We start from the raw sequence: 23,559 nt of genomic DNA on the forward strand, positions 1-23,559 counted from the left end.
GAAGGAAGTTCACCCGGCCTCCGCTGGGCCACCGTTGAGTTCTGATGCGCAAGGAGGATGCAGGCATGGGCGGTCCCACCGAGAACAACGTGAGTACGACCTACCTCGGAGAGCGATTCATACGCCACCCGCTGACCAACCGGAACCTCGAGGAACTCGACATTGACGACAAGGCCCCTGTCATACTGGAGCGGGACAAGGAGAAACTGAAGAGGAAAGCCGAGAAGAAGAACCCAGACGGAACAGACCGGTACGTCTCCCCTGCAGGGTTCTCCTTGAACAGGGGGCGGTTCGGTGCATTTCCCGATTCGGAGGCCCCAGCGCACCACCGGGGATGGCGCGCATACATGACCGTGGGCGTGCCGCTTGTCGAAGAACGAGGGGACATCGCCCAGCCGCCCCCTGACGTGATCTCCAAACAGACGTTCGCCAATCGGACCGATCCCACCCCGACGACATGGTCCCACACTGTCGAATTCTCTATTTCGAATACCATCAGTTGGTCGCTCGAGGGCCAGGTGCAGCTCACCTTCGGGGCGAAAGCCACCGCATCGCTGCAGCAGCAACTGCAGAAGAGCATGGCGATGAACAACTCTCAGAAGACCACCCTGAAAAACAGCAAGGACAACCAGGGTGTTGACACAGAGTCCCAGTCGCAGTCGACAAGTACGACAACAGCGACGGGAACCGCCACGGGCACCGGGGAAGTGTCGGCACAGCTGATGCTCGGAATCGCCGGTTCTATCAGTGGTTCTTTGTCCACTTCGTACAAGACATCGTCCACGCTGAGCGGGGAGGTCGGTAGCCGGGTCGATGTGCTGGCCACGCAGCGGCGCCAGGTGAGGAGGTTCGACTACGAATACCCGGTCTCATTCGGCGGGTGGGTTGCTCTGTATTACCCCGAGCCAGTAGAAGTCAAGGAGACCCGCCCGGACGGGCCGCAGCCCCAAGAGCCGGAATACTCCCAGGTGATCGCATGGAAACTCGGAGAGACCGGATCTGAGAGGGAAGCTTTCGACCTGACCGATGAAAGCAAGCCTTTCATGCAAAAAGGGGAGGCCGAAGTCGTCTCGACCCTCGCCGGTAACCACGAGGTCTTCGAGCTCGAAGAGCTTCATTTCAACGAGGAACACCACCCTCTCCACAAGGCTGGCCCCGAAGAGCGAGAGATCTCGAAGGAGGACCCCGTCGAACTCGCCACCGGGTTGGGGTGGGCCGATGGCCTCGCGCTCGATGTTCCGGCCAACAAGGCCTACGTCACCGACCGGTACCACGGCGGCAAGCTGTACAGGGTGGATCTCGACGACGGCAGCACGGACGTGGTCGCCGAGCAGCTGGGCGAAGTCAACGATGTCGCCTTGGACCTGCGGGGCAACAAGGCCTATGTGGCCGACTACAGCGGCAGGCGACTGTTCACCCTGGACCTGTCCGAGAGCGCCCCCTCCCCGGTCACGGTCGCCGAGGACATACGCGCGTATGGCGTCGCGCTGGACCTGCCGGGCAACAAGGCCTACGTCAGCGACGTCGCGGACCACCAGCTGATCGAGTTCGATCTGAGCAGCGAACCGGCGCAACAGCAGCGGACCTGGCGCGTGGAAAGGGCCGCCGGCATCGCGCTGGACGGGGGCAAGGCGTACGTAGGCCAGTACGACCGCGGCGGGCTGTACGAGATCGACCTGGAAGCAGAAGACAGCACCCCGCAGAGTGTGGCCACCAACCTCGGACGCAGCATCCGCGTAGCACTGGATGGCGCGACCAACGCATACGTCTGCAACTGGGCCGGCAGCAAGCTGCACGAGGTCGTCGTGGCTGACAGCGAGGCCAAGGGACGACAGCACGTGGTGGCCGACGGTCTCGGCACGGTCGCCGGTCTCGGGCTGGACCGCGACAACGACCGCATCTACGTCAGCAACCGGCAGGGCCAGCTCTTGCGGATCTCCGGTGTGCTGCCCGCTGGTTCGGCAGAATCGTAGCGTAGAGCGTTCTTTCGCGGAAGGGCGATCATGGGCGCCTTGAACATAGGGGTTACCGAGACCCACATGTTCGAACGGGCGCCCATGGTCGTGCACCATGTCGTCGCAGATCAATCCATTCGGCCCGCCCGACCAACACGTAAAGGCCCTCTCCCGGGTCAGCGAAGACGGCCTGGAGTCGCCGCAGCTGCCCTCGTACACCGCGAAGGTGGACGATCTCCTCCTGTGCCGCGCAACGGTCCCAGCGGGTGTCGGTGTGGTTCCCAGGCCTGGTCGAGCTCCACGAGTCAGTGGATCATATGGGCAGCCAGGGCGAGCTTCTGTGCTGGGGAACGGGGAACGGGGAACGGGGAACGGGGAACGTGGCCAGTGCGCTCGTTAACCGGGCGTGCTGCCATGAACCGTAGGCGGTCAGGAACTGCCCCTGCGGGGTGGAGGCATCCGGGGGCAACGCGAGCATGGGGGAGACCCTGTTCCGGCGGGGAATCGGTATCTTCGCAGAGCACCACTGACGGATGGAAGATCTTGGTCTCTCAAAGGGCAGCGCAGACCTGAAGGCTAACGCGCCTGCAGGCTCAGCTAAACGCCGGGGCCAAGGGGTGGTCGGGAGCAGATCTCCTACAGCTAGAGGTCGAATAATTCTTCTTGGGCAGGCTTATTGCATCTGGCCGTGCGGAGCCACCGTCGACGGGGGCCAAGATGGTACTCACCGGATTGACGCGGGAGTCAACCCGGCAGCCAGCCGGGCGCTACCTGCAAGCTCGGCCCTTCAGGGGTGAGAAGCTGACTCGATCTTCCTGCGCGGGGCGGGGACGGCGCTGGGGCGTATGGGCGGCTGACACACCCCGATAGCCCCTGGGATAGGGCTATGGGGTGTTGGGGCGCTGGTGGCCGGATGTGGGAGTGTCCTGGGCTCTGCCGCTAGGGTCAGGAGCTGGCAAAGTGCTCCGGAGGTGGAGCCCCGGATGTACGCGGCCCAGCACTGGGGAGCACACGAGGAGCACACAGGGCCCGAAAACGAGGCGAGGACCTCGTCCGAGGTCCTCGCGCACCCCGTCTGACCTGGTGTTTTGTTGCGCACCCGGCAGGGTTCGAACCTGCGACCATCGGATTAGAAGTCCGGTGCTCTATCCACTGAGCTACGGGTGCTCGTGTTCAGTTGTCGCCATTTCGGCGGCGGACGCAGCGGGCCTCGCCATCGGCTCGGGTGGGTGCCGTGCGCCGGGGTGACGGGGCCGCTCGGCGATCCTACGGGCGGGGTTCGTGCCGTGATGCCAGTGGCTTCCGAGCAGACATTCTACGGCATTCCGTAGATGTCGCCCACAAGAGGGCAAAGCCTCTCAATAACCATCATCCGCAGTTGCGTCTCGTTACCACGTGTGTTCCGCCAAATCGGTCGCTATGGGCCTCGCGCACCACGTTACCGGTGATTAACACGTGCCGGTGCGCTGCCCCTGCGGCGTTTCGCGAAGTCGGCGTGGCCGCCTGCGCGGGTGATCCGGGAGGATCAGAAGATCCACCACTGGCCTGCGGTCATCAGCAGGGCGACCAGGGTGCACAGCATGCTCTCGGCCTTTTCGCGCTCGGCGCCAGGATGCCTTACGTGTATGGGCGCCTGGGTCGAGTGGCAAACCCGGGTTTGCCGTGCCTTGGGCGACGCGGGGACGCGGGTTGGTGTGCGGCACCGTGTGCTTGCCGCGCCGGTGGTGAACCCATGGCCGGGCACAGGTACGGTCCGTTTCCTGTCCGTGGCCGGGGCCGTGGTGTCGGCCCGGCCCCGGCCGGTCGCCGGGACCGCCGCCGTTCAGGTGCTGAGGGAACGCACGTAGTTCACCTGCTGGTGGACACGGTGCGCGTCCGCCGGTGAGGTCGCGGGGATCGTGGTGGCGTGGAAGTGGCCCTCCCGCTGCACCGTGACCTGGATGTGGCCGCTGGTGCGGCTCTCCTTGACGAGCAGGAAGAGGAGGCCGAGCAGGCAGGTCCACCAGAAGGTCAGAACGCCGACGATGATCGCCCACGCGGGGGTGGAGCGATCGGTGCGGCTCATGTCCGTGACGGTCCAGACGCTGCCCTGGAGAGGGAAACGGCCGCCCGGCGTGACCACCGTGTGTTGGGAGACGGAGATGTCGCCGATGGTGAGCAGCTGAGGGCCGGCGCCGGCGGGGTCGTAGGGCTGGAGCCCGCCGCCGTCGATGCTCGGGGGCAGGCCCCAGCCGCCGACGCCCGGGTCGGGCTGCTGATGAGGATCACCAGAGTGGGGGTCCGGTTGCTGGTACATGGCTCGATTGTGGCAGTGGGGGAGCGGTTCTGCAGGGGGTCGCCTCAGAGGAACGGCTTTTGCCCTGGTCCCGGTTGGTATGGAGCATCCATCTGGCCGAATGTGGTCAGGTTCGTGGGCGGTTTTCGGGGCGACCGTCCGAGCGAGTGTGCTGCGTGCGGCCCGACCGATGCCTAAACCCCCTCGAGGCCACGGCCCGGGAACCTCGTGCGACACGCGGCCCGGAAAAACGTGAAACTCTTTCGGGCCCCGGTTGCCGCTGCGTAACATGCCGCTGACCATCGCCCGCACCTCCAGGTGGTGACAACAGCACATGCTCCCCTCCCGCAGACAACCCCTGGGCGCGGCCGCCTCGGGCTTGGCTCTGGCCGTGGCGGCAGCCACCGTCAGCGCCGTTCCCGCATCGGCCGGTACAGCCCCTCCTGCACAGGAGCCCGCCCTCCCGGCCGCGCAGCAGACCGAGGACTTCTGCGCCCCCTCCGGCTGCCACGACATCCTGCCGCCCGGACAGAACGGCAACGCCACCCTCGTGGAGATCCTGGGCCACCAGGTCTTCGGGACCCGGCCCGAGCACTCCTCCAGTCAACTGGACATGTACGACGACCTCGTCCACAACTACGACGGGCTCACCGACGAGGGCCTGGACGAGTTCTTCCTCGACTCGGGGTTCGGGGCCGACCCGGACGACATCGGCGAGGAGTACCAGCCGCGTGAGGACGTCACCATCACGCGCGATGCCTCCCACGGCATCCCCCGCATCCACGGCGACACCCGCGAGGGCACCATGTACGGCGCCGGGTACGCCGCCGCGGAGGACCGCCTCTTCCTCATGGACGTGCTGCGCAGGGTCGGCCGCGGCGAGCTCACCTCCTTCGCCGGCGGGGCCGAGGGCAACCGCGGCCTCGAACAGGACCTCTGGCGCAGTGCTCCCTACACCGAGGAGGACAAACAGGCCCAGATCGACCGCATCGCCGCCGAGGGTGCGCGGGGCGAGCAGGCACTGGAGGACGTCGAGGGTTATCTCGAGGGCATCAACGCCTACATCGACGAGGCCGACGGCGACCGCGACTTCCCGGGCGAGTACGTGCTCACCGGGCACAAGGACGCCATCACCAACGAGGGCGAGATCGAGCCCTTCACCCCCAGCGACGTGGTCGGCATCGCCGCCATGGTCGGCGGGATCTTCGGAGGCGGCGGAGGAGGCGAGGTCCGGTCGGCCCTGGCCCGCGCCGGTTTCCAGGACCGCTACGGCGCCGAGGAGGGCCTGGAGCTCTACGACGCCTGGCGCATGGAGAACGACCCCGAGGCCCCCGCGACCGTCGACGGCGAGTTCCCCTACAGCCAGACCCCCGACGATCCCGTGGGCGAGTCCGTGCCCGACGCCGGTTCGGTCGAGGAGTACGGCATCGTCCACGACGAACACGGGTCCGCGGAGAGCGGCGAGACCCCCGATCCCCTCGCCGAGGCCGACGACGAACCGGCCGGATCCGACGCGGGCACGGTCGAGGACCTGACGGAGGAGCAGCGCGAGGAACTCGACCGCATGATCGAGGAGGAGGACCTCTCCGCTGCCGAGGGCCTGTTCGACGACGGTGTCCTGCCCGAGGAGTTCCTCGATCCCGGCGGTATGTCCAACGCTCTGTTGGTCTCGGGCGAGCACACCGAGAGCGGAGAACCCGCCGCCGTGATGGGGCCGCAGACCGGTTACTTCGCGCCGCAACTGCTCATGCTGCAGGAACTGCAGGGACCGGGCATCAGCGCCCGCGGGGCCTCCTTCGCCGGCGTGAGTTTCTACGTCCAGATGGGACGCGGCGCCGACTACGCCTGGAGCGCGACCTCGGCCAACCAGGACGTCACCGACACCTACGCGGTGCCCCTGTGCGAGACCGACGGCTCCGATCCGACCACGGGTTCACGCGCCTACGTCGACAGTTCCGGCGCATGCGTGGAGTTCGAGGAGCTCAGCGTCACCAACGAGTGGTCCCCCACCGTCGCGGACCAGACCCCCGAGGGCGGCTACACCCTGACCTCCCTGCGTTCGGAGTACGGGCTCGTGGAATCCTTCGCGACGGTCGACGGCGCTCCGGTGGCGTACACGAACCTGCGCTCGACCTACATGCGCGAGGTCGACTCCATCCTCGGTTTCCAGCGCTTCAACGACCCCGGCGACATCACCTCGGCGGAGAGCTTCACCGACGCGGCCTACGACATCGAGTACGCGTTCAACTGGCACTACGTCGACAGTGAGGACATCGCGTTCGTCAACTCCGGGGCCAACCCGGTGCGCACGGAGGGCACCAACCCGAACATGCCCATCGACGCGACCTCCGAGGCGGGCTGGTCGGGCTGGGACCCCGACACCAACCTCGCCGACTACCACCCTCCGGAGGACCACCCGCAGCAGATCAACCCCGACCACCTCCTCAACTGGAACAACAAACCCGCCGACGGCTACACCTCGGACTGGTCGCACGGCTCGGTGCACCGCAGCGACCTGTTGGAGGCCCGTGTGACCTCGGCGATCGAGGAGGGGCACGCCTTCACCCCGGCTTCGCTCACCGCCCTCACCATCGAGGCCGGCGTGGGCGATCTGCGGGCCCAGGAGGTGCTGCCGCTGCTGTTGGAGGTCATCGACACCGCCGAGGTCTCCGACCCCGAACTGGCCGGGAGCGTGGAGGAGCTGCGTGCCTGGGCCGAGGACGGCGCCCTGCGCAAGGAACCCGAACGCGACGCCGGTTCCTACGAGCACGCCGACGCGATCAGGGTCCTGGACGCCTGGTGGCCGCTCCTGGTGCGGGCCCAGTTCGAGCCGGGCCTGGGCGAGGACCTCTACGCGCAGGTCGCCGCGGTCTCCCAGATCGACGAGTCCCCCTCGGGCCGGATCGGCGGCGGTGAGCCGGACGGCGCCACCCAGGCCCGGAGCCACAGCGGTTCGGCCTTCCAGAACGGTTGGTGGTCCTACGTCGACAAGGACCTGCGCACGGTCCTGGGCCAGGACGTCGACGGGTCCTTGTCCGAGACCTACTGCGGCGAGGGTGATGTCGACACCTGCCGGACGGTCCTGCTGGAGAGCCTGGCCGAGGCCGCCGCGACCCCGGCCGAGGACGTCTATCCCGGTGACGAACACTGCGACGCCGGCGACCAGCTCTGCGCGGACACGGTGATCCACCAGTCCGTCGGCGGCATCGACATGTGGCCCGTGCACTGGCAGAACCGGCCCACCTACCAGGTCGTGTACCAGTTCTCCGGCGGACGCTAGGAGTTCGGTGACGATCCCGGGGTGAGCTCCGGACCGGCCCGCGGCATCGGAACGTGCCGCGGGCCGGGTTTTCACACCAGGGGTCTCGGGAACGCAACGGAGACCGTGATCGGGTGCTTCGCCACGCTCGCGTGGGTAGGCACACCAGTACCCGACGAGAAGGCGGGAGGGTCGAGACGACGATGCCGGCCTGGTTGATCTGGCTCATCCTCGCCGCGGGCCTGGGCGTGGCCGAGTTGTTCACTCTGACCTTCGTTCTCGGGCTCATGGCCACCGCGGCGCTGGTCGCCGCGCTCCTGGGCGCGATCGGCCTGCCCGCCGCTGTCCAGATCATCGGGTTCGCCGCCGCGACGGTCGCCGGTCTGGTCTTCGTCAGACCCCTCATCAACCGGCAGCTCGCCAGGGGCGTGGACACACGCTCGGGGGCGGATGCGCTCGTGGGACGTTCGGCCGTGGTCCTGCAGCCCGTCGACGGAGAACAGGGGCGCGTCAAGCTCGCCGGCGAGGAGTGGTCGGCCCGCTGTATCGACGAGGACCTGCTCATCCCGGCGGGCGCCCGCGTGGACGTCGTCGAGATCGACGGGGCCACCGCCGTGGTCTACCCGCGTGAAGCTCTCCCCGGAGGTTCCGATCCCGAGGGGACCGATGGCAACAACCAGTCAGGCCGGTACTAGAAACGGCGGTACCAGAGCCAATCGAAGCCAGGTGATCACACGATGGATCCGTCCGTTCCCTTCATCATCATTGCGGTCCTCTTCGTCGCATTGGCGCTCTCGGCGATCCGCATCGTGCCACAGGCGCGGGCTTACAACATCGAACGTTTCGGGCGCTACATCCGCACGCTGAACCCCGGGCTCAACTTCATCGTCCCGGGGGTGGACCGGGTCAACACCAAGTTCGACCTGCGGGAACAGGTCTTCAGTTCCCGTCCCCAACCCGTCATCACCGAGGACAACCTCGTGGTGAACATCGACACGGTGCTCTACTACCAGATCACCGCGCCGAAGGCGGCCGCCTACGAGGTCGCCAACTATTCCCAGGCCATCGACCAGCTCACCGTCACCACGCTGCGCAACGTCATCGGTTCCATGGACCTCGAACGCACCTTGACCTCCCGCGAGGAGATCAACACCCGCCTGCGCGGGGTCCTGGACGAGACGACCGGTAAGTGGGGCATCCGCATAAACCGGGTGGAGATCAAGGCGATCGACCCGCCGCCCACCATCAAGGAGGCGATGGAGAAGCAGATGCGGGCCGACCGCGACAAGCGGGCGGCGATCCTGCACGCCGAGGGTGAGCGCCAGTCCCGCATCCTCAAGGCCGAGGGCGCACGGCAGCAGGCGATCCTGGAGGCCCAGGGTGACCAGCAGGCGGCGATCCTGCGCGCCGACGGTGAGGCCCAGGCGGTCGAGCGGGTCTTCCAGGCCGTGCACGAGAACGACGCCGACGCCAAGATGCTGGCCTACAAGTACCTGGAGACCCTGCCGGCGCTGGCGCAGGGCGAGGGCAACACGTTCTGGGTCATCCCCGGCGAGTTCACCGAGGCCGTCAAGAACGTCACCCACGCCTTCGCGGGCGATGCCGCGCAGACCACCCCCTCCACCGAGAAGGAGCATACCGAGAAGACCGAGACGGGTCAGCGGAGCCTCACCGCGGCCGACCCGACCCGGTCGACGTCGGCGCAGGCCGCGATGAACGCCGCCGAGGCAGCGGAGAAGGCCGTGGCCGACGCCCGCGACGACGTCCGCAGGGCCGGTGACGCGCGGGGCGGACCCACCCCGGCGCCCCGTGAGGGGGACGAGGGGTGAGCACCTTCCCGGGCACGGGGTGTGAGCCCCGCGCTCGGGGCCGTGCCCCGGGCCGGGGAGGGCGTTTGCCGGGCGGTCAGGGTTCGTCGGTGATCTCGTGCACCGAGAAGGACTGGAAGAGCACGTCGACCACCGACTCGTTGCCGGGCGCCGCACGTGCCATGACAGCGGCCTGGCGGCGGTCCTCCTCGTCCTCGGCGTCGTCGGGCAGCGGGTTCTCGTCCACGGCCGAGACCACGAAGCTGTCGTTGACCCACAGGGACAGGTCCATGGCGCCGTTCTCCGCGTCGTACTCGCAGGCCAGGGAGAGGGTGTTGGTCACCGCCTCGGAGGAGGAGTAACCGTCGATCCCGGCGCGCACGTCGCTGTCGGGGTCGAGGTTCTCGAACCCCTCGAAACCGGACACGTCGGAGGCGGTCGCGAGGGCGTTGTCCCCGCTCTCCTCCGCCGAACGCCGGATCTGGGCCTGTTGTCCGTCGGCGCGGACGACGGCCTCGTACTTGGTGAACTCGTCCTCGCCGGCGTTGCCCCAGCAGCGCACGCCGAACGTGGCCTCGTCGGGGCCTTCGAGCACGTGGGCGGTGGCCGAGACCAACACATGGTCGGGCAGGGCCTCGTCCTCGCGTTCCAGGTACTCGCCGCGGCTCAGCTGGGTGGAGGGGTCCACGTGCAGCAGCATCGCCTGCTCCTCGGCCCAGTATCCGTCGCCGTCGTCGGGGTCGCCCTCGAACGTGTTCCTGGTCCAGTCCGGGTTCGCCGAGAAATCGGTGCTGTACAGCGACAGGGTGTCGGAGGGCACCGACGGAGACCGGATGACGGCGACCACGGCGATGAGCGCGACGACCAGGAGCGCTGCGCCGCCGGCCGCCGCGATGGCCGTCCGTGTGCGGCGCTTGCCGCCGGAGGGGCCGGCCGCACCGGACGGCGACTGCCCCGGCCCGCCCGGGCCGCCCGGGCCGCTGGGATCACCGGGACCGTTGGGGGCCCCGGGTGCACCGGCCGCGGTGAAGGCCTGTTGCCCTTGTGCAGGTGAGGCGCGTGCGTACGGGTGCTGCTGGGGATGCGGTCCCCCGTACGGGGGACCTCCCTGCGGCTGCGCCCCCGGCGGGACCTGGCCCGGGTGGGGCTGCTGGGGTCCGCTCGGCGGTCGGTCCGGAGCTCCGGCCGGGGAACGGGGGCCGGAGGGGCCGGACCCCTGCTGCGCGGTGTGGGCCTGCGTGGGCGGCGTCGTGCGGGGCGTGGTCGGCTGACCGGACGGCGGGGTGCTCGGGGCGAGCGGCTGCTGGGGCCCGCTCGGCGGCTGTTGGGGGCCGCTCTGTGGGCCGGGCGCCTCGGCAGCCTGCGCCGCCGTCTCCTGGGGCGGTGCACCCGGGACCGGGGCACTGCTCGGCGGGGCCCAGGACGTCGAGATGGTCCGGTTGACCTCGGCCTCCTCCGGCTGTTCCTGCCCCGTCAGCCGGGCCAGGAGCTGCTGGGAGGTCGGACGGTTGAGCGGGTCCTTGTCCAAGGCAGCGACCACCAGCTCCGACAGACCCTGGTCCAGGCCTTGCAGACGCGGCGGCGCGGTGGAGATGTTGTGCAGCACCGCCGGTACCGTCGCGGCGTCGAAGGGGGCCGAACCGATCCCGGCGAAGGCCACCAGGCACCCCCACGCGAAGATGTCCGCGGCCGCCGTGGGCTGCTCACCCAGGATCAGCTCCGGCGCCATGTACGAGGGGGTGCCCATGAGCTGGCTGGACCGGGTGACCCCGCCGTCGGCATCGTCCAGCGCGCGGGCGATCCCGAAGTCGATGACCTTGGGTCCGACCGGCGACAGCAGTACGTTCGCGGGCTTGAGGTCGCGGTGGACGACCCCGGAACCGTGGATCGCCGTCAACGCCGCGGCCACACCCATGGCCAGGCTCTCCAAGGTGCCTCCCGACATGGAGCCGTCGGCCCGCACCGCTTCGTCCAGGTTCGGGCCCGGCACGTACTCGGAGGCGATGTAGAGCGGCTCCCCCTCCAACCGGGCGTCGATGACCCCGGCCGTGGAGAACCGTGCCACCCGTCGGGCCGACTCGACCTCACGCGCGAACCGGCGCCGGAAGTCCTCGTCGTCGGCGAGGTCGGGATGGATGAGTTTGAGCGCGACCCGCTGACCGGATTCGTCCTCGGCGAGGTAGACGGTGCCCATGCCGCCGCGACCCAGGCGGCTCGCCACACGGTAGCCGTTGAGTTCGTGCGGGTCCCCCGCACGCAGGGGCTTGCCGCGGTTCTGACCGTTGGACATCACGGTGGGGGGTACCTCGCATGGTTCGTCGGATTCGCGCTCCACAGCGTACCGAGGATGCCGCGGCGCCGCGCGCAGGAGGCGGGGACGGCCTCGGCCACGGCCACTCAGCCACCGACCTCGTACAGGTGGTAGTCCTCGAACAGCACACGCAGCGGGACCTCGCCCTGGCCCCGGTCGTAGGCGATGCGCTGCTTGCGCACGAGCTCGTGGCCGTCGTGGCCTGCCGGTGCTGCCTCGTCGTCGACCGCTTGTGCCACGGGGTGGTCGTTGACCCACGCCGTCACGGTGGTGCGGCCGGGCCTGTCGCCGTCGGGGGCCTCGGACTCGCAGGAGAGCTTGACGTTGTTCGACACCGGGTCGGTCCCCTCCTCCCGGCCCCCGCCGTCCACCGCCGGGTAAGGATCGAAGTCGGGTACCGGCCCGCTCGCGAGCTCCTCCCGTCCGTCGGTGCCGGGGGTGTTCCGGGTCAAGACCGCCTGCTCGCCGTCGGCGCGCACCGACAAGCGGTAGGTGACGAAGTGGTCCTTCTCCTCCGAGGGTGAGAGCGGATCGCTGCCGGGAGGGAAGTACTCGTCGGTGCATTCCACGCCGAAGGACAGGTATTCGTAGCCTTCCACGACCCGCACGTCGGCTTCGACCATCAGGTGCGGAGGCAGGTCGCCGTCCTCGGGCATCGGGGTCGACAACACCGCCCCGGACCACGGGTCGGACTTCCCGGACGGGTCGTAGGCCATCATCTGTCCCTCGCCGGGCAGGTAGCCGGAAGCGTAGGGCTCCTCGTCCCGGTCGTGTAGCCCCGTGCTCCAACCGGGGTTGGTGGCGAAGTCGGTGGCGTAGAGGCTCGTGAGGTCCTCGGGTGGGTCTTCACCCCGGGAGAACACGACGAGGGCGGTGGTGCCGACCAGGGCCAGGACAGTCGCGCCCGCGCCCAGGGACCAGAACAGGCGGCGCCGTCCGTGGGGATCATGCTGCTGAGCGGGGGCCGGTACCGGCGGACGGGGTGCTCCGGCAGGAGCGGGCGGCTGGTGCCGGCCCCAGGGGGCGTGGCCGTCCGATGCCGGGGGACCGGCGCTGTTCGACGTCACTGCTGCGACCTCCCGGAGCAGGACGGGCGCGACGGGGTTCGCGCGGGATCGGTACTGGTGGCGGGGCGCGCGGGAAGACTGCACGGGCACCCAGGATCACACAGGAGGATGCCGAATCCGCGGAAACAGTTCCCCGGGCACTCCGGCTTTCGCTAGAGTAGGAACACCTGTTCGAAAAACGGCCGCTCTTCCCCACGGCCGGGCCCGTCGGGTGCACCGAGCGTGCCCCGGGACAGGGCCCATCGAGTGAGAGGCGAGGGGAGACATGGTCGGTCACTACGGGGCGCGGATCACGGTCGTGGAGGACGACGGCCGACCGGCCAGGTTCACTTGGAACGGCCGTCTGTACGGGGTGCGCCGCATCATCGACCACTGGGTGAGCCCGCGCATGGACCGGGTGCCCGCGCCCGGCGGCGGTGTTCCCGAACGGTGGCACTGGCGCGTGGAGGCCGGGACCGTGCAGGCGCAGGGGGTGTACGAACTCCGCAAGGACACCACCACCGGGCAGTGGTCACTCTCCAGGGTGTGGGACCGAGACCAGGCCGGAGCGCGGCGTCAGGGACGCGGATCGGACGGCAGCAGGCTGTAGACCGCCAGGTCGTCCCGTCGGCCGCCGTGGTTGGGCATGGCGCTGCGCTCCACACCCTCGAACGTGTAGCCCGTGCGTTCGGGGATCCGGCGCGAGAGTAGGTTCTCCGTCGCCGCCTTGATCTCGATGCGGCGGAACCCCTGGTCCAGTGACCAGCGCGAGACCGCCACCGTCGCCTCGGTCATGTAGCCCCGGTTGCGCGCCCACGGGGAGGTCCAGTAGCCGATCTCGCCGTTCATGGCGGCCCAGTTGATCCGCACCAGGCCGATCGACGCGACCATGCGTCCGGAGCCGGCCTCGGTCACCGCCCACTGCTGGCCCTCTCCGCGGGTGCGAAAGCCCGGGGCCGCCTCGCGGCACCACTCCTCGGCGTCCTTGCGGGTGTACGGGGTGTCGGGGGCGGGGAGCGGGAGCCATCTCTGCAGATCGGGGTCGCTGCAGGTGGCCAGGACGTCGTCGATGTCGTCCTCGAGGAAGGCCCGGAGCCGGAGCCGCTCGGTCTCGAGCACGACCGATGGCAGTATGCGTTTCTCCTGGGGCTCACTCACGATGGGGCCCTTTCGTGCTGGTGGGGACAGAGGCGGGTTCACCCTATGAGCGGCGAAAAGGCAGCGCATCCGGTTTTCTGCGCTCTCGTCGGCCGGTACTCAGCGGCCTCCCGACACGGGTGCGGGCTGTCTCTGGCACAGTTGTGGGTGACTTCGGCACCCGGACCCGCCGGGTGGCGCTGCCCTCGGCGCGGGTTCCTTTCCCCCTCGCTCCTGTGCCGGGCCGGGACCGACGGGCAGCGGTAAACCTCTCCGGGGAGCGAACATGACCGACGACGACCGCCAGAAGACCCATCAGGGTGGTGCACAGGGCGAGGGCGAGGTCGGGGCGCTCCTCGGCGGGTTGTTGGACGGGCTGCCCGAGAGCGGTCACAGCGCAGGGGGAGAGAGGCCGGCCAACCCCTTCCGGGACGCGGGCCCGGCGGCCTCCGTCGGGTCCTCCGGGCAGGGCTCCGAGCCTTCGTCCCCCACCGACGCGCCCCCGCCCACGGGATCCCCGGTGAGTACGGACGCCGACCCCGATCCCTTGGGCCTGGCTTCCCCCACGGGGCTCCTGGCCCCCACACAGCAGACCTGGCGCGCAGATGGCGCCGATGGCGCCGAGGCGGAGGGCGTGCCGGACGGGCCCGTGCCCCCGATCTCCGGCGGGTACGAGGCCCGCGAGGCGGAGAGCGTGGACGAGGCCCGGCCTGCTCCTGGAACTTCCGGTGTTCGCGCCGACGACGAGGCGCTCGGTGGTCACAGCATCCCGAGCACGGTCGCGGGTGACGAAGTTCCCGGAGTTCTCGGCGTGCAAGGGGTCCGGGGGGTGCAGGGCGGACAGGAGGACGGCGAGAGCGCGGGAACGCACCATGCCCCCGGTCCACCCGCCGGTGACACCGCGCCGAGCGGTGTCACCGACCCCGAGGTGACCGGAGGACCGGACCGCAGCGAGAGCGAGCCCGATACCGGGGTGGCCGCGGGTGGAGACGTGCTCTCGGCCGGAGAGGCTGCGCCGGAGGCACCAGCAACGCCTTCCGTCCCCGCAGGCGATCAGGCCCCGGGCATGCACACCACACCGGATCCGTCCGGCGCGCCCCGGGCCGATGCAGCCGCACCCCCTGCGGTCGAGCCCCGGTCGGCGTACGACGTACCGGACGTCTCCGAGGCCCCAAGTGCGTTCACCACCACCGCGACCGGTGGTGCGGGTGGAACCGGCGGGCATGCTGTGCCCGCCGTCGCCGGGGGACACGCCTCTGGCACGGACGGCAACACGGAACCCTACGGCGTCCGTGCGTCCGGCATACCGGCTGCCCACGGGAACACGGGCTCCGAGGTCCCTTCGGATGCGGCTTCGGCCCCCGGTCCCCACGCGGTCGACGCGGTCGAGGGGCCCGGCCACACAGAGGTCCACGGCCCTTCCGAGGGTGCCCCCGACGTGAACGGCGCACCTGACGGTGCGGGGGACCCCACGCCTCCGGAGGATGCGCGTGGTGTGTCCGAGGTTGTCGGTGTCGCCGGTGTTCTCGGCGAGGCCGTCCCCGTGCCCGTCCACCCCGGCCGGGCGCGCGTGTCCGGCGAGCACGAGACGGCAGGATCCGGGATGCGTCCCGACCACGTGGGGGAACCTCCCGGGGACACGCAGGTCCCGGAGGCCGGCGGACACGTGTCCGGGGACACGCAGGTCCCGGACAACGGTGAACCCACGCAGGAAGGGGCCAGGCCCCCCGCCCCAGCCGAGACGCCGGTCGAAGCTGCCCAGGAGAACGTGCCTCCGGCGCCCGTCGCGCCCGTGGACCACACGGTCCGGACACCGACGGCCGATGCCCCCGAGCATGGCGCCGCTTCGCAGGGCCAGGCCTACGCCGACGCCGAGCGCGAGGCCCTCTACCGAGCCATCCGCGAACGCCGCGACGTCCACAGCGGCTTCCGCCCCGAGCGCGTCGCCGACGACCTCCTCGTCCGCATCCTGGAAGCCGCACACCAGGCCCCCGGCGTCGACGACACCAAACCGTGGGACTTCCTCGTCGTCGACGACCGCGCGCTGCGCACCCGTGTCCACGACCTCGCCCGCGACGAACGCGAGGAGCACGCGCGATCCCGCTCGGGAACCCGCGCGCAGGCGTTCTCCGGGCTCGGTGCCGAGGCGATCCTCGAAGCCCCCCTCAACATCGCCGTCACCGTCGACCCCACGCGCGGACCCCGACCCACACCCGGGGGCCGCACCAGCCCGAGGAGCGCCTCTCACGCGGCCGCGCCGGCAGTGGAGAACCTCTGGCTCGCCGCACGCGCGGAAGGCCTCGGCGTCGGCTGGATCCCGTTCCCCGACGAACGTGAGGTGGCCCGCGCCCTCGACCTACCCCCTCACCTCGACGTCGTCGCCTACCTGTGTGTGGGCCACGTCGACGAATTTCCCACCGAACCCGAACCCGGCCTCGCGGGCCGGGTGAGGGAACGGCCCCTGTCCTGGGCGGTCCACCACGACCGCTACGGCCGCCGCGGCCTGCCCGGACAGGAGCCGACGAGTTTGCTGGAGGAGACCATCGCCGCCATCGGAGGGCTCAGCGCCCGTGCCGTGGAGGAAGCCAGAGACCGCCAGCGCAGGATGAGCAAACCCCCGGGTGCACTCGGTGTCCTGGAAGAGGTCTCCGTGCGCCTGGCCGGCCTCTCCGGCGAGTGCCCGCCCCCGATCCCCGAACCTGCGGCCGTCGCGATCTTCGCGGGCGACCACGGGGTGCACGCCCAGGGGGTCACGCCGTGGCCTCAGGAGGTCACCGCACAGATGGTGGGCACCTTCCTGGCCGGCGGCGCGGTCGTCAACGCGTTCGCCGAACAGGTCGGTGCCGACGTCACCGTCGTCGACGTGGGCGTGGCCGCGGACCTGCCTTCGGCCTCGGGTCTGCTGCCCCGCAAGGTCGCACGCGGCACTGCGGACGCCACCCAGGGGCCGGCGATGACCCGTCCGCAGGCCCTGCAGGCCCTGGAGACGGGGATCGAGGTCGCCCGCGATCTGGTCGCCTCGGGCCACCGGTGCCTGGTCACCGGCGACATGGGGATCGCCAACACGACCCCGTCCGCCGCCCTGATCTGCGCCTACACGGGGGCCGCGCCCGAGGAAGCCACGGGTAAGGGCGCCGGTGCGGACGAGAAGGTCCACGAGAACAAGGTCGACGTCGTGCGGCGCATGCTGGCCGCCAACCCGGTGGAGCCCTCCGACCCGGTCGGCACCCTCGCGGCCCTGGGCGGGTTGGAGCATGCCGCTCTCGCCGGGTTCGTGCTCGGCGGCGCGGCGATGCGCGTTCCCGTCCTCCTCGACGGGGTCATCGCGGGTTCCTCCGCCCTCGCCGCAGCCGCGATCTCCCCGGAGTCGGCCGCCGCCTGTTTCGCCGGGCACCGTTCCTCCGAACCGGGCCACGCGACGGCCCTGGAACACCTGGGCCTGCCTCCGCTGGTCGACCTGGAGCTGCGGGTGGGAGAGGGCTCGGGGGCCCTGCTCGCCCTACCGCTGCTCCAGGCCTCGGCGCGTGCCCTGGGGTCGGTGGCGACCTTCGAGGACGCCGGGATCACTTCGGCGGGTTGACCGTCCGCGCGCCGTCCCACGCGCCGGGGCTGCGCACCACGACCGCCCCGTCCCGCCCCGGATACAATTGTCCGGCGCAGGGCGGGGTGGGTCACATTGCCGAGACCACCCCGATTCACCCCCGTTCAACAGCACTCTGGCAAGCTGCTGTGTAGGAAACGCCGTACCAATGCCGGCGGTGTGAGGACGATGCCTCACCACATCCCGCCGACGTCGCCGGGGTCCGCCGGACGACCGAAGGGGAACGCCCATGACCTACCTCCTGGGTCTGCGCATGGCCGGACGTGACGTGCTCGTTGTCGGAGGGGGAGAGGTCGCCCAGCGTCGGATCCCCGTCCTGCTCGACGCGGGCGCGCGAGTGCATCTGATCTCTCCGTCCGTGTCCACTGCCCTGGAGGACCTCGCCTCCGCAGGACACCTGACGTGGGAGGCCCGCGGTTACCGAGCGGGTGACGCCGCGGGGCCGGACGCGCCCGCCTACTGGCTGGGCCCCGCCCCCNAGGAGTCCGAGAACGCCCGCCTGTGGTGCGTGCGCGCCGACGACCGGCACGCCTCCGCGGCCTGGACCCCGGCCGGCGGCACGGTCGGCGACGTCACTGTGGGTGTGGTCGCCTCCGGGGACCCCCGCCGTGCGGCCGGGCTCCGCGACGCCGTCACCGGACAACTCGCCGACGGAACCCTCGACGCCCGCCGCGGCCGGGAACGGCTCTCGGGCGTGGCCCTGGTCGGGGGCGGCCCCGGCGATCCCGGCCTGATCACGGTCCGGGGACAGCAGTTGCTCTCCCAGGCCGACGTCGTGGTCGTGGACCGCCTCGCCCCCACCTCCCTGCTCGACCGCCTCCCGGCCGACGTGGAGATCGTCGACGCCGCCAAGATCCCCTACGGCCGGTCGATGGCGCAGGAGGCCATCAACGAGGTCCTCATCGATCGTGCCCGGGCCGGCAGGTTCGTCGTCCGGCTCAAGGGCGGGGACCCCTTCCTGTTCGGCCGCGGTGGTGAGGAGGCCGCCGCCTGCGCCGAAGCGGGTGTACCGGTCATGGCCGTGCCCGGTGTGAGCAGCGCACTCGCCGCACCGGCCGCCGCCGGTGTCCCCGCGACCCACCGCGGTGTCTCCCAGGGCGCGCACGTGGTCTCGGCCCATGTGGCGCCCGACGATCCGCGTTCGACCATCGACTGGGCCGCGCTTGCCACCTCGGGGGATACTGTCGTCGTACTCATGGGTGTGGCGAGCCTGGAACAGGTCGCCGAGGCCATGGTCGTGCACGGCCGTGACGCCGAAACCTCCGTGGCGGTCGTGCAAGAAGCGACGCTGCCTGGACAACGCATCGTGACGGGTACCCTGACGACCATTGCCGAGGAGGCCCGATCGGCCGACATGCGGCCCCCGGCGGTGGTGATCATCGGGGAAGTGGTCAAAACCGCGCGGGAACTTGACATACTGCACACGGGAAACCAGCTCGAGACCCGTCGACTGGCGACCGGGCGCGATCTTCAGTGAGCCCCCTCCGGCGGCGTTCGCCGTCCGAGCCGGTGGGGACAGATCAGTACCGATGAGGAGGGCATACCGATCATGACCCGGCCGTCGGCTGCACCGAACGCCACCGGCTCCGGTGCTTCGGACCGGTTCGACCCAGGACCGGCCGTCACCTCCGACCAGACCAGCGAAGGGCACCAGGGCGTGCCCGAGGCGGGCACCCCGTACGCCGACGGGCGCCGGGGCCCGACCGTCCCCATCTCGGCCGGGCGTGCCAAACACCGCGCTCCGGCCTCCGACGACGGCCGTTTCGAACAGGTCCTGGAGTCGCTACGCGCCCAGATCCAGGATCTGCGTTTCGCCCAGGGGCTGCCCGGCGCCGACGAGGGCGAGGTGCTGCAGACCGACCTGCTGGCACAGCTCTCCGACTACGTGCTGCCCCGTGTGCGCCGCCCCGACATCCCCTTGCTGATCGCCGTGGCGGGATCCACCGGGGCGGGCAAGTCCACGCTGGTCAACAGCCTGGTGGGCGAACAGGTCACGACCACGGGAGTGCGACGTCCCACCACCAACAGCCCCGTACTGGCGTGCAACCCCGCCGACGTCGGCTGGTTCAGCGAATCGCACTTCATCCCGACCCTGCCGCGCGTGCGCCAGCAGGGTCTGGCCATGCCCGGCAAGGACGGCATGCTCGTGCTCGCCGCGAGTGAGGCCATGCCGCCCGGTGTCGCGCTGCTCGACACCCCGGACGTCGACTCCGCCGTGGCCGCTCACCACGAGTTCGCGTCGAAGTTCCTGGACGCCGCCGACCTGTGGGTCTTCGTCACCACCAGTACCCGCTACGCCGACGCCCGTGTGTGGGAGTTCCTGCAGGTGGCCCGGGACCGCGACACCTCCCTGGCCGTGGTGCTCTCCCGGGTGCCGCGCAAGGGCCGCCACCAGCTGCTCGACCACTTCGGCGCGATGCTGGAGGCCAACGGCCTGGGCAACGCCACCCGTTTCGCCCTCCCCGAGACCGACCAGATCGTGGGAGAACGCTTCACCTCCAACGTCGCCGATCCCGTCCGGGACTACCTGGCGGACGTGGCCGGCGAGGACGAACAGCGCGACCGTGTCTCCCGCCGCACCTTCATCGGGGTCATCGACAGCTTCGCCGAGCGGGTGCCCGAGCTCATCCGCTGTGTGGAGGGCCAGATCGAGCTCTCCCGGGAGTTGGAGACGGCTGTGGACGACGCCTACACCGGTGCCGCCCAGCGCATCGACTCCGCTCTGGGAGACGGCTCCCTGCTGCGTGGAACGCTGCTGGCGCGCTGGCACGAGGTCGCGGCCAGCGGTGAGCTCGCCAAGAGCCTGAAGATACGCAGCAAGCGCTCCCGCAAGGCCAAAGCGCAGCAGGACGAACGCGGCAGGCGCGTCGGTTCCCTGGAAGGCGCGGTGCGCGATTCCCTCGAGGCCCTGGTGGTCGCGGCGAGCGAACGTGCTTCCGACGACATCGAGGACCGGTGGCGCGTCGTCTCCGGTGGCGGGGACCTCGCTGCCGAGGCGCTCGACAAGCCCGGTACCGGCATGCTCGCCCAGCAGGTGCGGCAGGAGATCGCCGAGTGGCAGCGTGAGATCGCGGAGATGACCGCGGAGCGAGGCGCCACCAAGCGTTCCGTGGCCCGGTTCGTCACCTTCGACCACGACGTCGTGGCCTTGGTCCTGATCATCGACCTGCTCGGCTACGAACGCAGCCAGTCCGGGGGCGGGGCCCACGCGGCCGAGGCTTCCGGCCCCTCGCCGCAGCGCCTGCTCAAGGGGCTGTTCGGCGCACCGTCCCTGCGCAGCATGGGCGCGACCGCACGGGAGAACCTCCGTGCGCGCGTCGAGGGCCTGCTCCAGCGGGAGCGTGTGCCCTTCGACGCCGCGCTCGCGTCGGCAGGGGTCCCGTCGGAGGACGCCGCCGTCCAGCTCTACCAGGCCAAATACAACCTTGAGATTTCACGATGACGACTCAGTGGAACCCCGCGGAGAACCAGGGGGGCTCCGGCTCCGACACCGACGGGACCGAGGAGGAGCACACGAGCAGACGCCACGAGGCTTCGCAGGAGCCCGAGGAGCAGCGCCAGGAACCGGAACGGTCCGAGCCCGATCCCGGGCCCTGGCGTGTCTACACGATGCCGGTGCCCGAGCGCCCCGAGTACGCGGCTGAGAGCAACCCCTCGGCGGAGGAAGCCGGTTACGACGGGATCACGGGCTACCCGGCGCCCTCGGGGCCGGCCGGTGCGACCGAGGCAGGGGAGCGGCCCCCGCAGCGTTCCACGGGACGCCACGCGCGCCCGTCGGGGGCGGGCAGCGGCCGTGGACCCGAGCCCGGCGAGGACGATCCGGACGGTCTGGCCGGGTGGGTCGACAGCCTCACGGAGGCGGCCGACGACACCCGGATCGCGGGCCGTGTGACCGGGGCCTTCCCGGCCGTGCCCGCGCCCGAGCGGCCCCGGCAGGGGTCCGAGGCCGAGGGCGTCCGCGACGAGCTTCCCGAAGCCGCCGGCCCTGCCGGGCCGACCTGGTCCGCGACCGCGCAGGCCGGCGCCCACGACCCAGGGGCACCGGGAGAGCAACCCGAAGGGCCCGCCGAGACCGAGCCTTCCTCCGGTCCTTCCGAGGACGCCGCGGCCACCGTGCCCGACGAGAGCACCGGGCACGCGCAGACCGAGACCACCCGCGGACCGGACGATCCGCCACCGCTGCCGCGCCGCGTGCCCGGGGCCTCGCCCGTGTCGGGGGCCTTCCGTGCCCTGGGCCCCGAGACCGCCGAGGACGATACCGCCGACGACGGGGCAGGGACCGGCACATCGGCGGCCACCGACGGGAACACCGACGGGAGCGGTACCGACGAGGAGGGCTCCGAGGGCTCCGAGGGAGAGGCATACCGTCCCACCAACCAGGACACCTGGCGCCCGGCCCGCACCTCCACCAGGGACGAGCTCGTCGAACGCCTGGACTCGCTCGAGAGTCTGCTGGAGATCGGCGAGGGCGAGCTGCCCTCCTCGGTGACCGAACGCTCCTCCCAGCTCCTGGAACACGCCGGGGCCCGTCTGCGCCTGTCGGGCGAGCACACCGTCGTCGCTCTGGCAGGAGGAACCGGAAGCGGCAAGTCCTCCCTGTTCAACGCCTTGTGCGGGCTGGAACTGTCGCAGACCGGCATCACCCGGCCCACCACCTCCAAGGCGCACGCGTGTGTGTGGGGGAACGAGGGCGCCGACGACCTGCTCGGCTGGCTGGGCGTGCCGCCTCGGTACCGCCACTCGCGCACGGGCGTGCTGGACTCGGGCAACTCCGAACTCCACGGGTTGGTCCTGCTCGACCTGCCCGACCACGACTCGGTGCGCAGCATGCACACGAGTGAGGCCGACCGGCTCATCGGTTCCGTGGACCTGCTCGTGTGGGTCGTGGACCCGCAGAAGTACGCCGACGCCGCCCTCCACCACCGCTACCTGGCCAACATGGCCGGGCACGGCGCGGTGACCGTGGCCGTGCTCAACCAGGTCGACAAGGTCGAGTCGGAGGAGCTCGAGGAACTGCTCACCGATCTGCGGCGCCTGTTGGAGACGGAGTCGGGGGTCCACCCGCGCATCATCACCACCTCGACCATCACCGACCATGGCGTGGACGACCTGCGCGACTTCCTTTCGGACACGGTGCGGGAACGCCGTGCGCTGGTCGACCGGCTGGACGCCGACCTCGACGTCATCGTGCGTGACTTCGAACCGTTCCAGGGCGAGGGTGAGATCCCCACGACCGTGTCCACCGAGGTGCGTTCCTCCTTGCAGAAGGGGCTCTCGAACGCGGCGGGGGTGAGCGCGGTCGCCGACGTCACCGAGGCCAACGACGTGCGGCGCGGGCGGCGCCGGGTCGGGTGGCCCGTGGTGCGCCGGCTGACCAAGCTGCGCAAGGACCCGCTGGCGGCCGTGCATCTGGATTTCGTGCGCCGCGACACCGAGAACGGTGTCTCCGGGCGTGTGGACGCACACGGGGCCGAGCTGGAGAAATCCCTGGTCGAGGCGGCCGACGGTGTCTCCGAGGACATGCCGCCGATGTGGCGCCGGCGCATGCGCGCGGCGGCCCGTTCGAGGGCGGAGGAGTTGACCTCCGAGCTGGGTGGGGCCGTCGACGGTGCTGTGCGCGGCTCGGAGCGGACCCCGTCCTGGTGGGGTTTCGCGCGGATCCTGCAGTACGTGCTGCTGGGCGTTGCCGGTGTGGGCGTGGCCTGGGCAGTGGTGGCGGCGCTGAGCTGGATGGGCGGTGGCATCACCGGAGTGCGGCTCTTCGACGATCCGATCTTCATCGCCTACGCGGGCGTGGTGGTGGCCGCCTCGTTGCTGGTCGGCTGGCTCACCGGAGTGGGGTGCGGAAATCTCGTGGAGGTCGCCGCCGTCCAACGTCGGGAGGAGATCGAACGCACCGCCGAGGCGAGCGTGCGCGAGATCGCCGGTGAACGGGTGGTGCGGCCACTGGAAGCCGAATTGGAGCGTTTCCGGGTCTTCCGGCGCGCCTACGGCGTGGCTCGGGGGGCCGGCGCGGACTGAGACGGACACGAGCGGTCCCGGTGACGGGTGCCCGCACCGGCCCGGGGGCGGGCGGCATCAGTACTGCCGCCCGCCCCCGGTTCGTTCCTCAGGGCCTTCAGGCCCAGCTCACACCCTTGCTCATGAGGGCACGCTCCTTGTCTTGT

General features: G+C 70.4%; 13 protein-coding genes and 1 tRNA gene. 9 read left to right on the plus strand and 5 right to left on the minus strand.

The window, feature by feature from the left end; all coding sequences use genetic code 11:
- The first annotated feature begins 65 nt into the window (after positions 1 to 65).
- Positions 66 to 1,973 (plus strand): hypothetical protein, encoded by a 1,908-nt coding sequence (locus D473_RS0109480; RefSeq protein ID WP_017608842.1) that lies wholly within the window; start codon positions 66 to 68, stop codon positions 1,971 to 1,973.
- 1,076 nt (positions 1,974 to 3,049) lie between these two features.
- Here D473_RS0109480 and D473_RS0109495 read toward each other — a convergent pair.
- Positions 3,050 to 3,122: transfer RNA gene (locus D473_RS0109495), tRNA-Arg, on the minus strand.
- 655 nt (positions 3,123 to 3,777) lie between these two features.
- Complete coding sequence (locus D473_RS0109500; protein ID WP_017608843.1) at positions 3,778 to 4,251, minus strand: hypothetical protein; 474 nt, start codon at positions 4,249 to 4,251, stop codon at positions 3,778 to 3,780.
- A gap of 313 nt (positions 4,252 to 4,564) precedes the next feature.
- Between D473_RS0109500 and D473_RS0109505 the strand changes: the two genes are divergently transcribed.
- From D473_RS0109505 to D473_RS0109515, 3 genes are all read left to right on the plus strand, one after another.
- Positions 4,565 to 7,510, plus strand: coding sequence for a penicillin acylase family protein (locus D473_RS0109505; protein ID WP_017608844.1), 2,946 nt, complete (start codon positions 4,565 to 4,567; stop codon positions 7,508 to 7,510).
- 182 nt (positions 7,511 to 7,692) lie between these two features.
- Positions 7,693 to 8,184, plus strand: coding sequence for an NfeD family protein (locus D473_RS0109510; RefSeq protein ID WP_017608845.1), 492 nt, complete (start codon positions 7,693 to 7,695; stop codon positions 8,182 to 8,184).
- Between the two features lie 42 nt (positions 8,185 to 8,226).
- Positions 8,227 to 9,318, plus strand: coding sequence for an SPFH domain-containing protein (locus D473_RS0109515; RefSeq protein WP_017608846.1), 1,092 nt, complete (start codon positions 8,227 to 8,229; stop codon positions 9,316 to 9,318).
- Positions 9,319 to 9,394: 76 nt separating this feature from the next.
- Here D473_RS0109515 and D473_RS0109520 read toward each other — a convergent pair whose 3' ends face one another.
- Positions 9,395 to 11,587 carry a serine/threonine-protein kinase gene (locus D473_RS0109520; RefSeq protein ID WP_033353048.1) on the minus strand — a complete coding sequence of 731 codons (2,193 nt, stop codon included), beginning with the start codon at positions 11,585 to 11,587 and terminating at the stop codon, positions 9,395 to 9,397.
- Between the two features lie 107 nt (positions 11,588 to 11,694).
- Positions 11,695 to 12,675 carry a hypothetical protein gene (locus tag D473_RS0109525; protein ID WP_017608848.1) on the minus strand — a complete coding sequence of 327 codons (981 nt, stop codon included), beginning with the start codon at positions 12,673 to 12,675 and terminating at the stop codon, positions 11,695 to 11,697.
- Positions 12,676 to 12,940: 265 nt separating this feature from the next.
- On the opposite strand from D473_RS0109525, the gene D473_RS24535 reads away from it, so the two are divergent.
- A complete protein-coding gene (locus D473_RS24535) occupies positions 12,941 to 13,264 on the plus strand; it encodes a DUF6504 family protein (protein WP_017608849.1) in 324 nt (107 codons plus the stop codon).
- On the opposite strand, the gene D473_RS0109535 is transcribed toward D473_RS24535, so the two are convergent.
- Positions 13,231 to 13,812 carry a GNAT family N-acetyltransferase gene (locus D473_RS0109535; protein ID WP_026126788.1) on the minus strand — a complete coding sequence of 194 codons (582 nt, stop codon included), beginning with the start codon at positions 13,810 to 13,812 and terminating at the stop codon, positions 13,231 to 13,233. The two genes, D473_RS24535 and D473_RS0109535, sit on opposite strands and share 34 nt — an antisense overlap.
- A 265-nt stretch (positions 13,813 to 14,077) precedes the next feature.
- Here D473_RS0109535 and cobT point away from each other — a divergent pair, with 265 nt between their 5' ends.
- The 4 genes from cobT to D473_RS0109555 all read left to right on the plus strand — a co-directional run bounded on the left by cobT (position 14,078) and on the right by D473_RS0109555 (position 23,413).
- Positions 14,078 to 17,371 carry a nicotinate-nucleotide--dimethylbenzimidazole phosphoribosyltransferase gene (gene cobT, locus D473_RS0109540; RefSeq protein WP_017608851.1) on the plus strand — a complete coding sequence of 1,098 codons (3,294 nt, stop codon included), beginning with the start codon at positions 14,078 to 14,080 and terminating at the stop codon, positions 17,369 to 17,371.
- A gap of 250 nt (positions 17,372 to 17,621) precedes the next feature.
- Complete coding sequence (cobA, locus tag D473_RS0109545; protein WP_017608852.1) at positions 17,622 to 18,869, plus strand: uroporphyrinogen-III C-methyltransferase; 1,248 nt, start codon at positions 17,622 to 17,624, stop codon at positions 18,867 to 18,869.
- 72 nt (positions 18,870 to 18,941) lie between these two features.
- A complete protein-coding gene (locus D473_RS0109550) occupies positions 18,942 to 20,834 on the plus strand; it encodes a GTPase (RefSeq protein WP_017608853.1) in 1,893 nt (630 codons plus the stop codon).
- Positions 20,831 to 23,413 (plus strand): GTPase, encoded by a 2,583-nt coding sequence (locus D473_RS0109555; protein ID WP_017608854.1) that lies wholly within the window; start codon positions 20,831 to 20,833, stop codon positions 23,411 to 23,413. Before D473_RS0109550 ends, D473_RS0109555 begins: the two co-directional genes overlap by 4 nt.
- Positions 23,414 to 23,559 lie beyond the last annotated feature (146 nt).

Source organism: Nocardiopsis xinjiangensis YIM 90004 (assembly GCF_000341145.1).
Taxonomy (GTDB): domain Bacteria; phylum Actinomycetota; class Actinomycetes; order Streptosporangiales; family Streptosporangiaceae; genus Nocardiopsis; species Nocardiopsis xinjiangensis.

What these genes read in the sequence shown, in the direction of transcription:
- D473_RS0109480 (WP_017608842.1), top strand. Translation starts at nt 66, where the DNA reads ATGGGCGGTCCCACCGAGAACAACGTGAGTACGACCTACCTCGGAGAG.
- D473_RS0109500 (WP_017608843.1), bottom strand. Translation starts at nt 4,251, where the DNA reads ATGTACCAGCAACCGGACCCCCACTCTGGTGATCCTCATCAGCAGCCC.
- D473_RS0109505 (WP_017608844.1), top strand. Translation starts at nt 4,565, where the DNA reads ATGCTCCCCTCCCGCAGACAACCCCTGGGCGCGGCCGCCTCGGGCTTG.
- D473_RS0109510 (WP_017608845.1), top strand. Translation starts at nt 7,693, where the DNA reads ATGCCGGCCTGGTTGATCTGGCTCATCCTCGCCGCGGGCCTGGGCGTG.
- D473_RS0109515 (WP_017608846.1), top strand. Translation starts at nt 8,227, where the DNA reads ATGGATCCGTCCGTTCCCTTCATCATCATTGCGGTCCTCTTCGTCGCA.
- D473_RS0109520 (WP_033353048.1), bottom strand. Translation starts at nt 11,587, where the DNA reads ATGTCCAACGGTCAGAACCGCGGCAAGCCCCTGCGTGCGGGGGACCCG.
- D473_RS24535 (WP_017608849.1), top strand. Translation starts at nt 12,941, where the DNA reads ATGGTCGGTCACTACGGGGCGCGGATCACGGTCGTGGAGGACGACGGC.
- cobT (WP_017608851.1), top strand. Translation starts at nt 14,078, where the DNA reads ATGACCGACGACGACCGCCAGAAGACCCATCAGGGTGGTGCACAGGGC.
- D473_RS0109550 (WP_017608853.1), top strand. Translation starts at nt 18,942, where the DNA reads ATGACCCGGCCGTCGGCTGCACCGAACGCCACCGGCTCCGGTGCTTCG.
- D473_RS0109555 (WP_017608854.1), top strand. Translation starts at nt 20,831, where the DNA reads ATGACGACTCAGTGGAACCCCGCGGAGAACCAGGGGGGCTCCGGCTCC.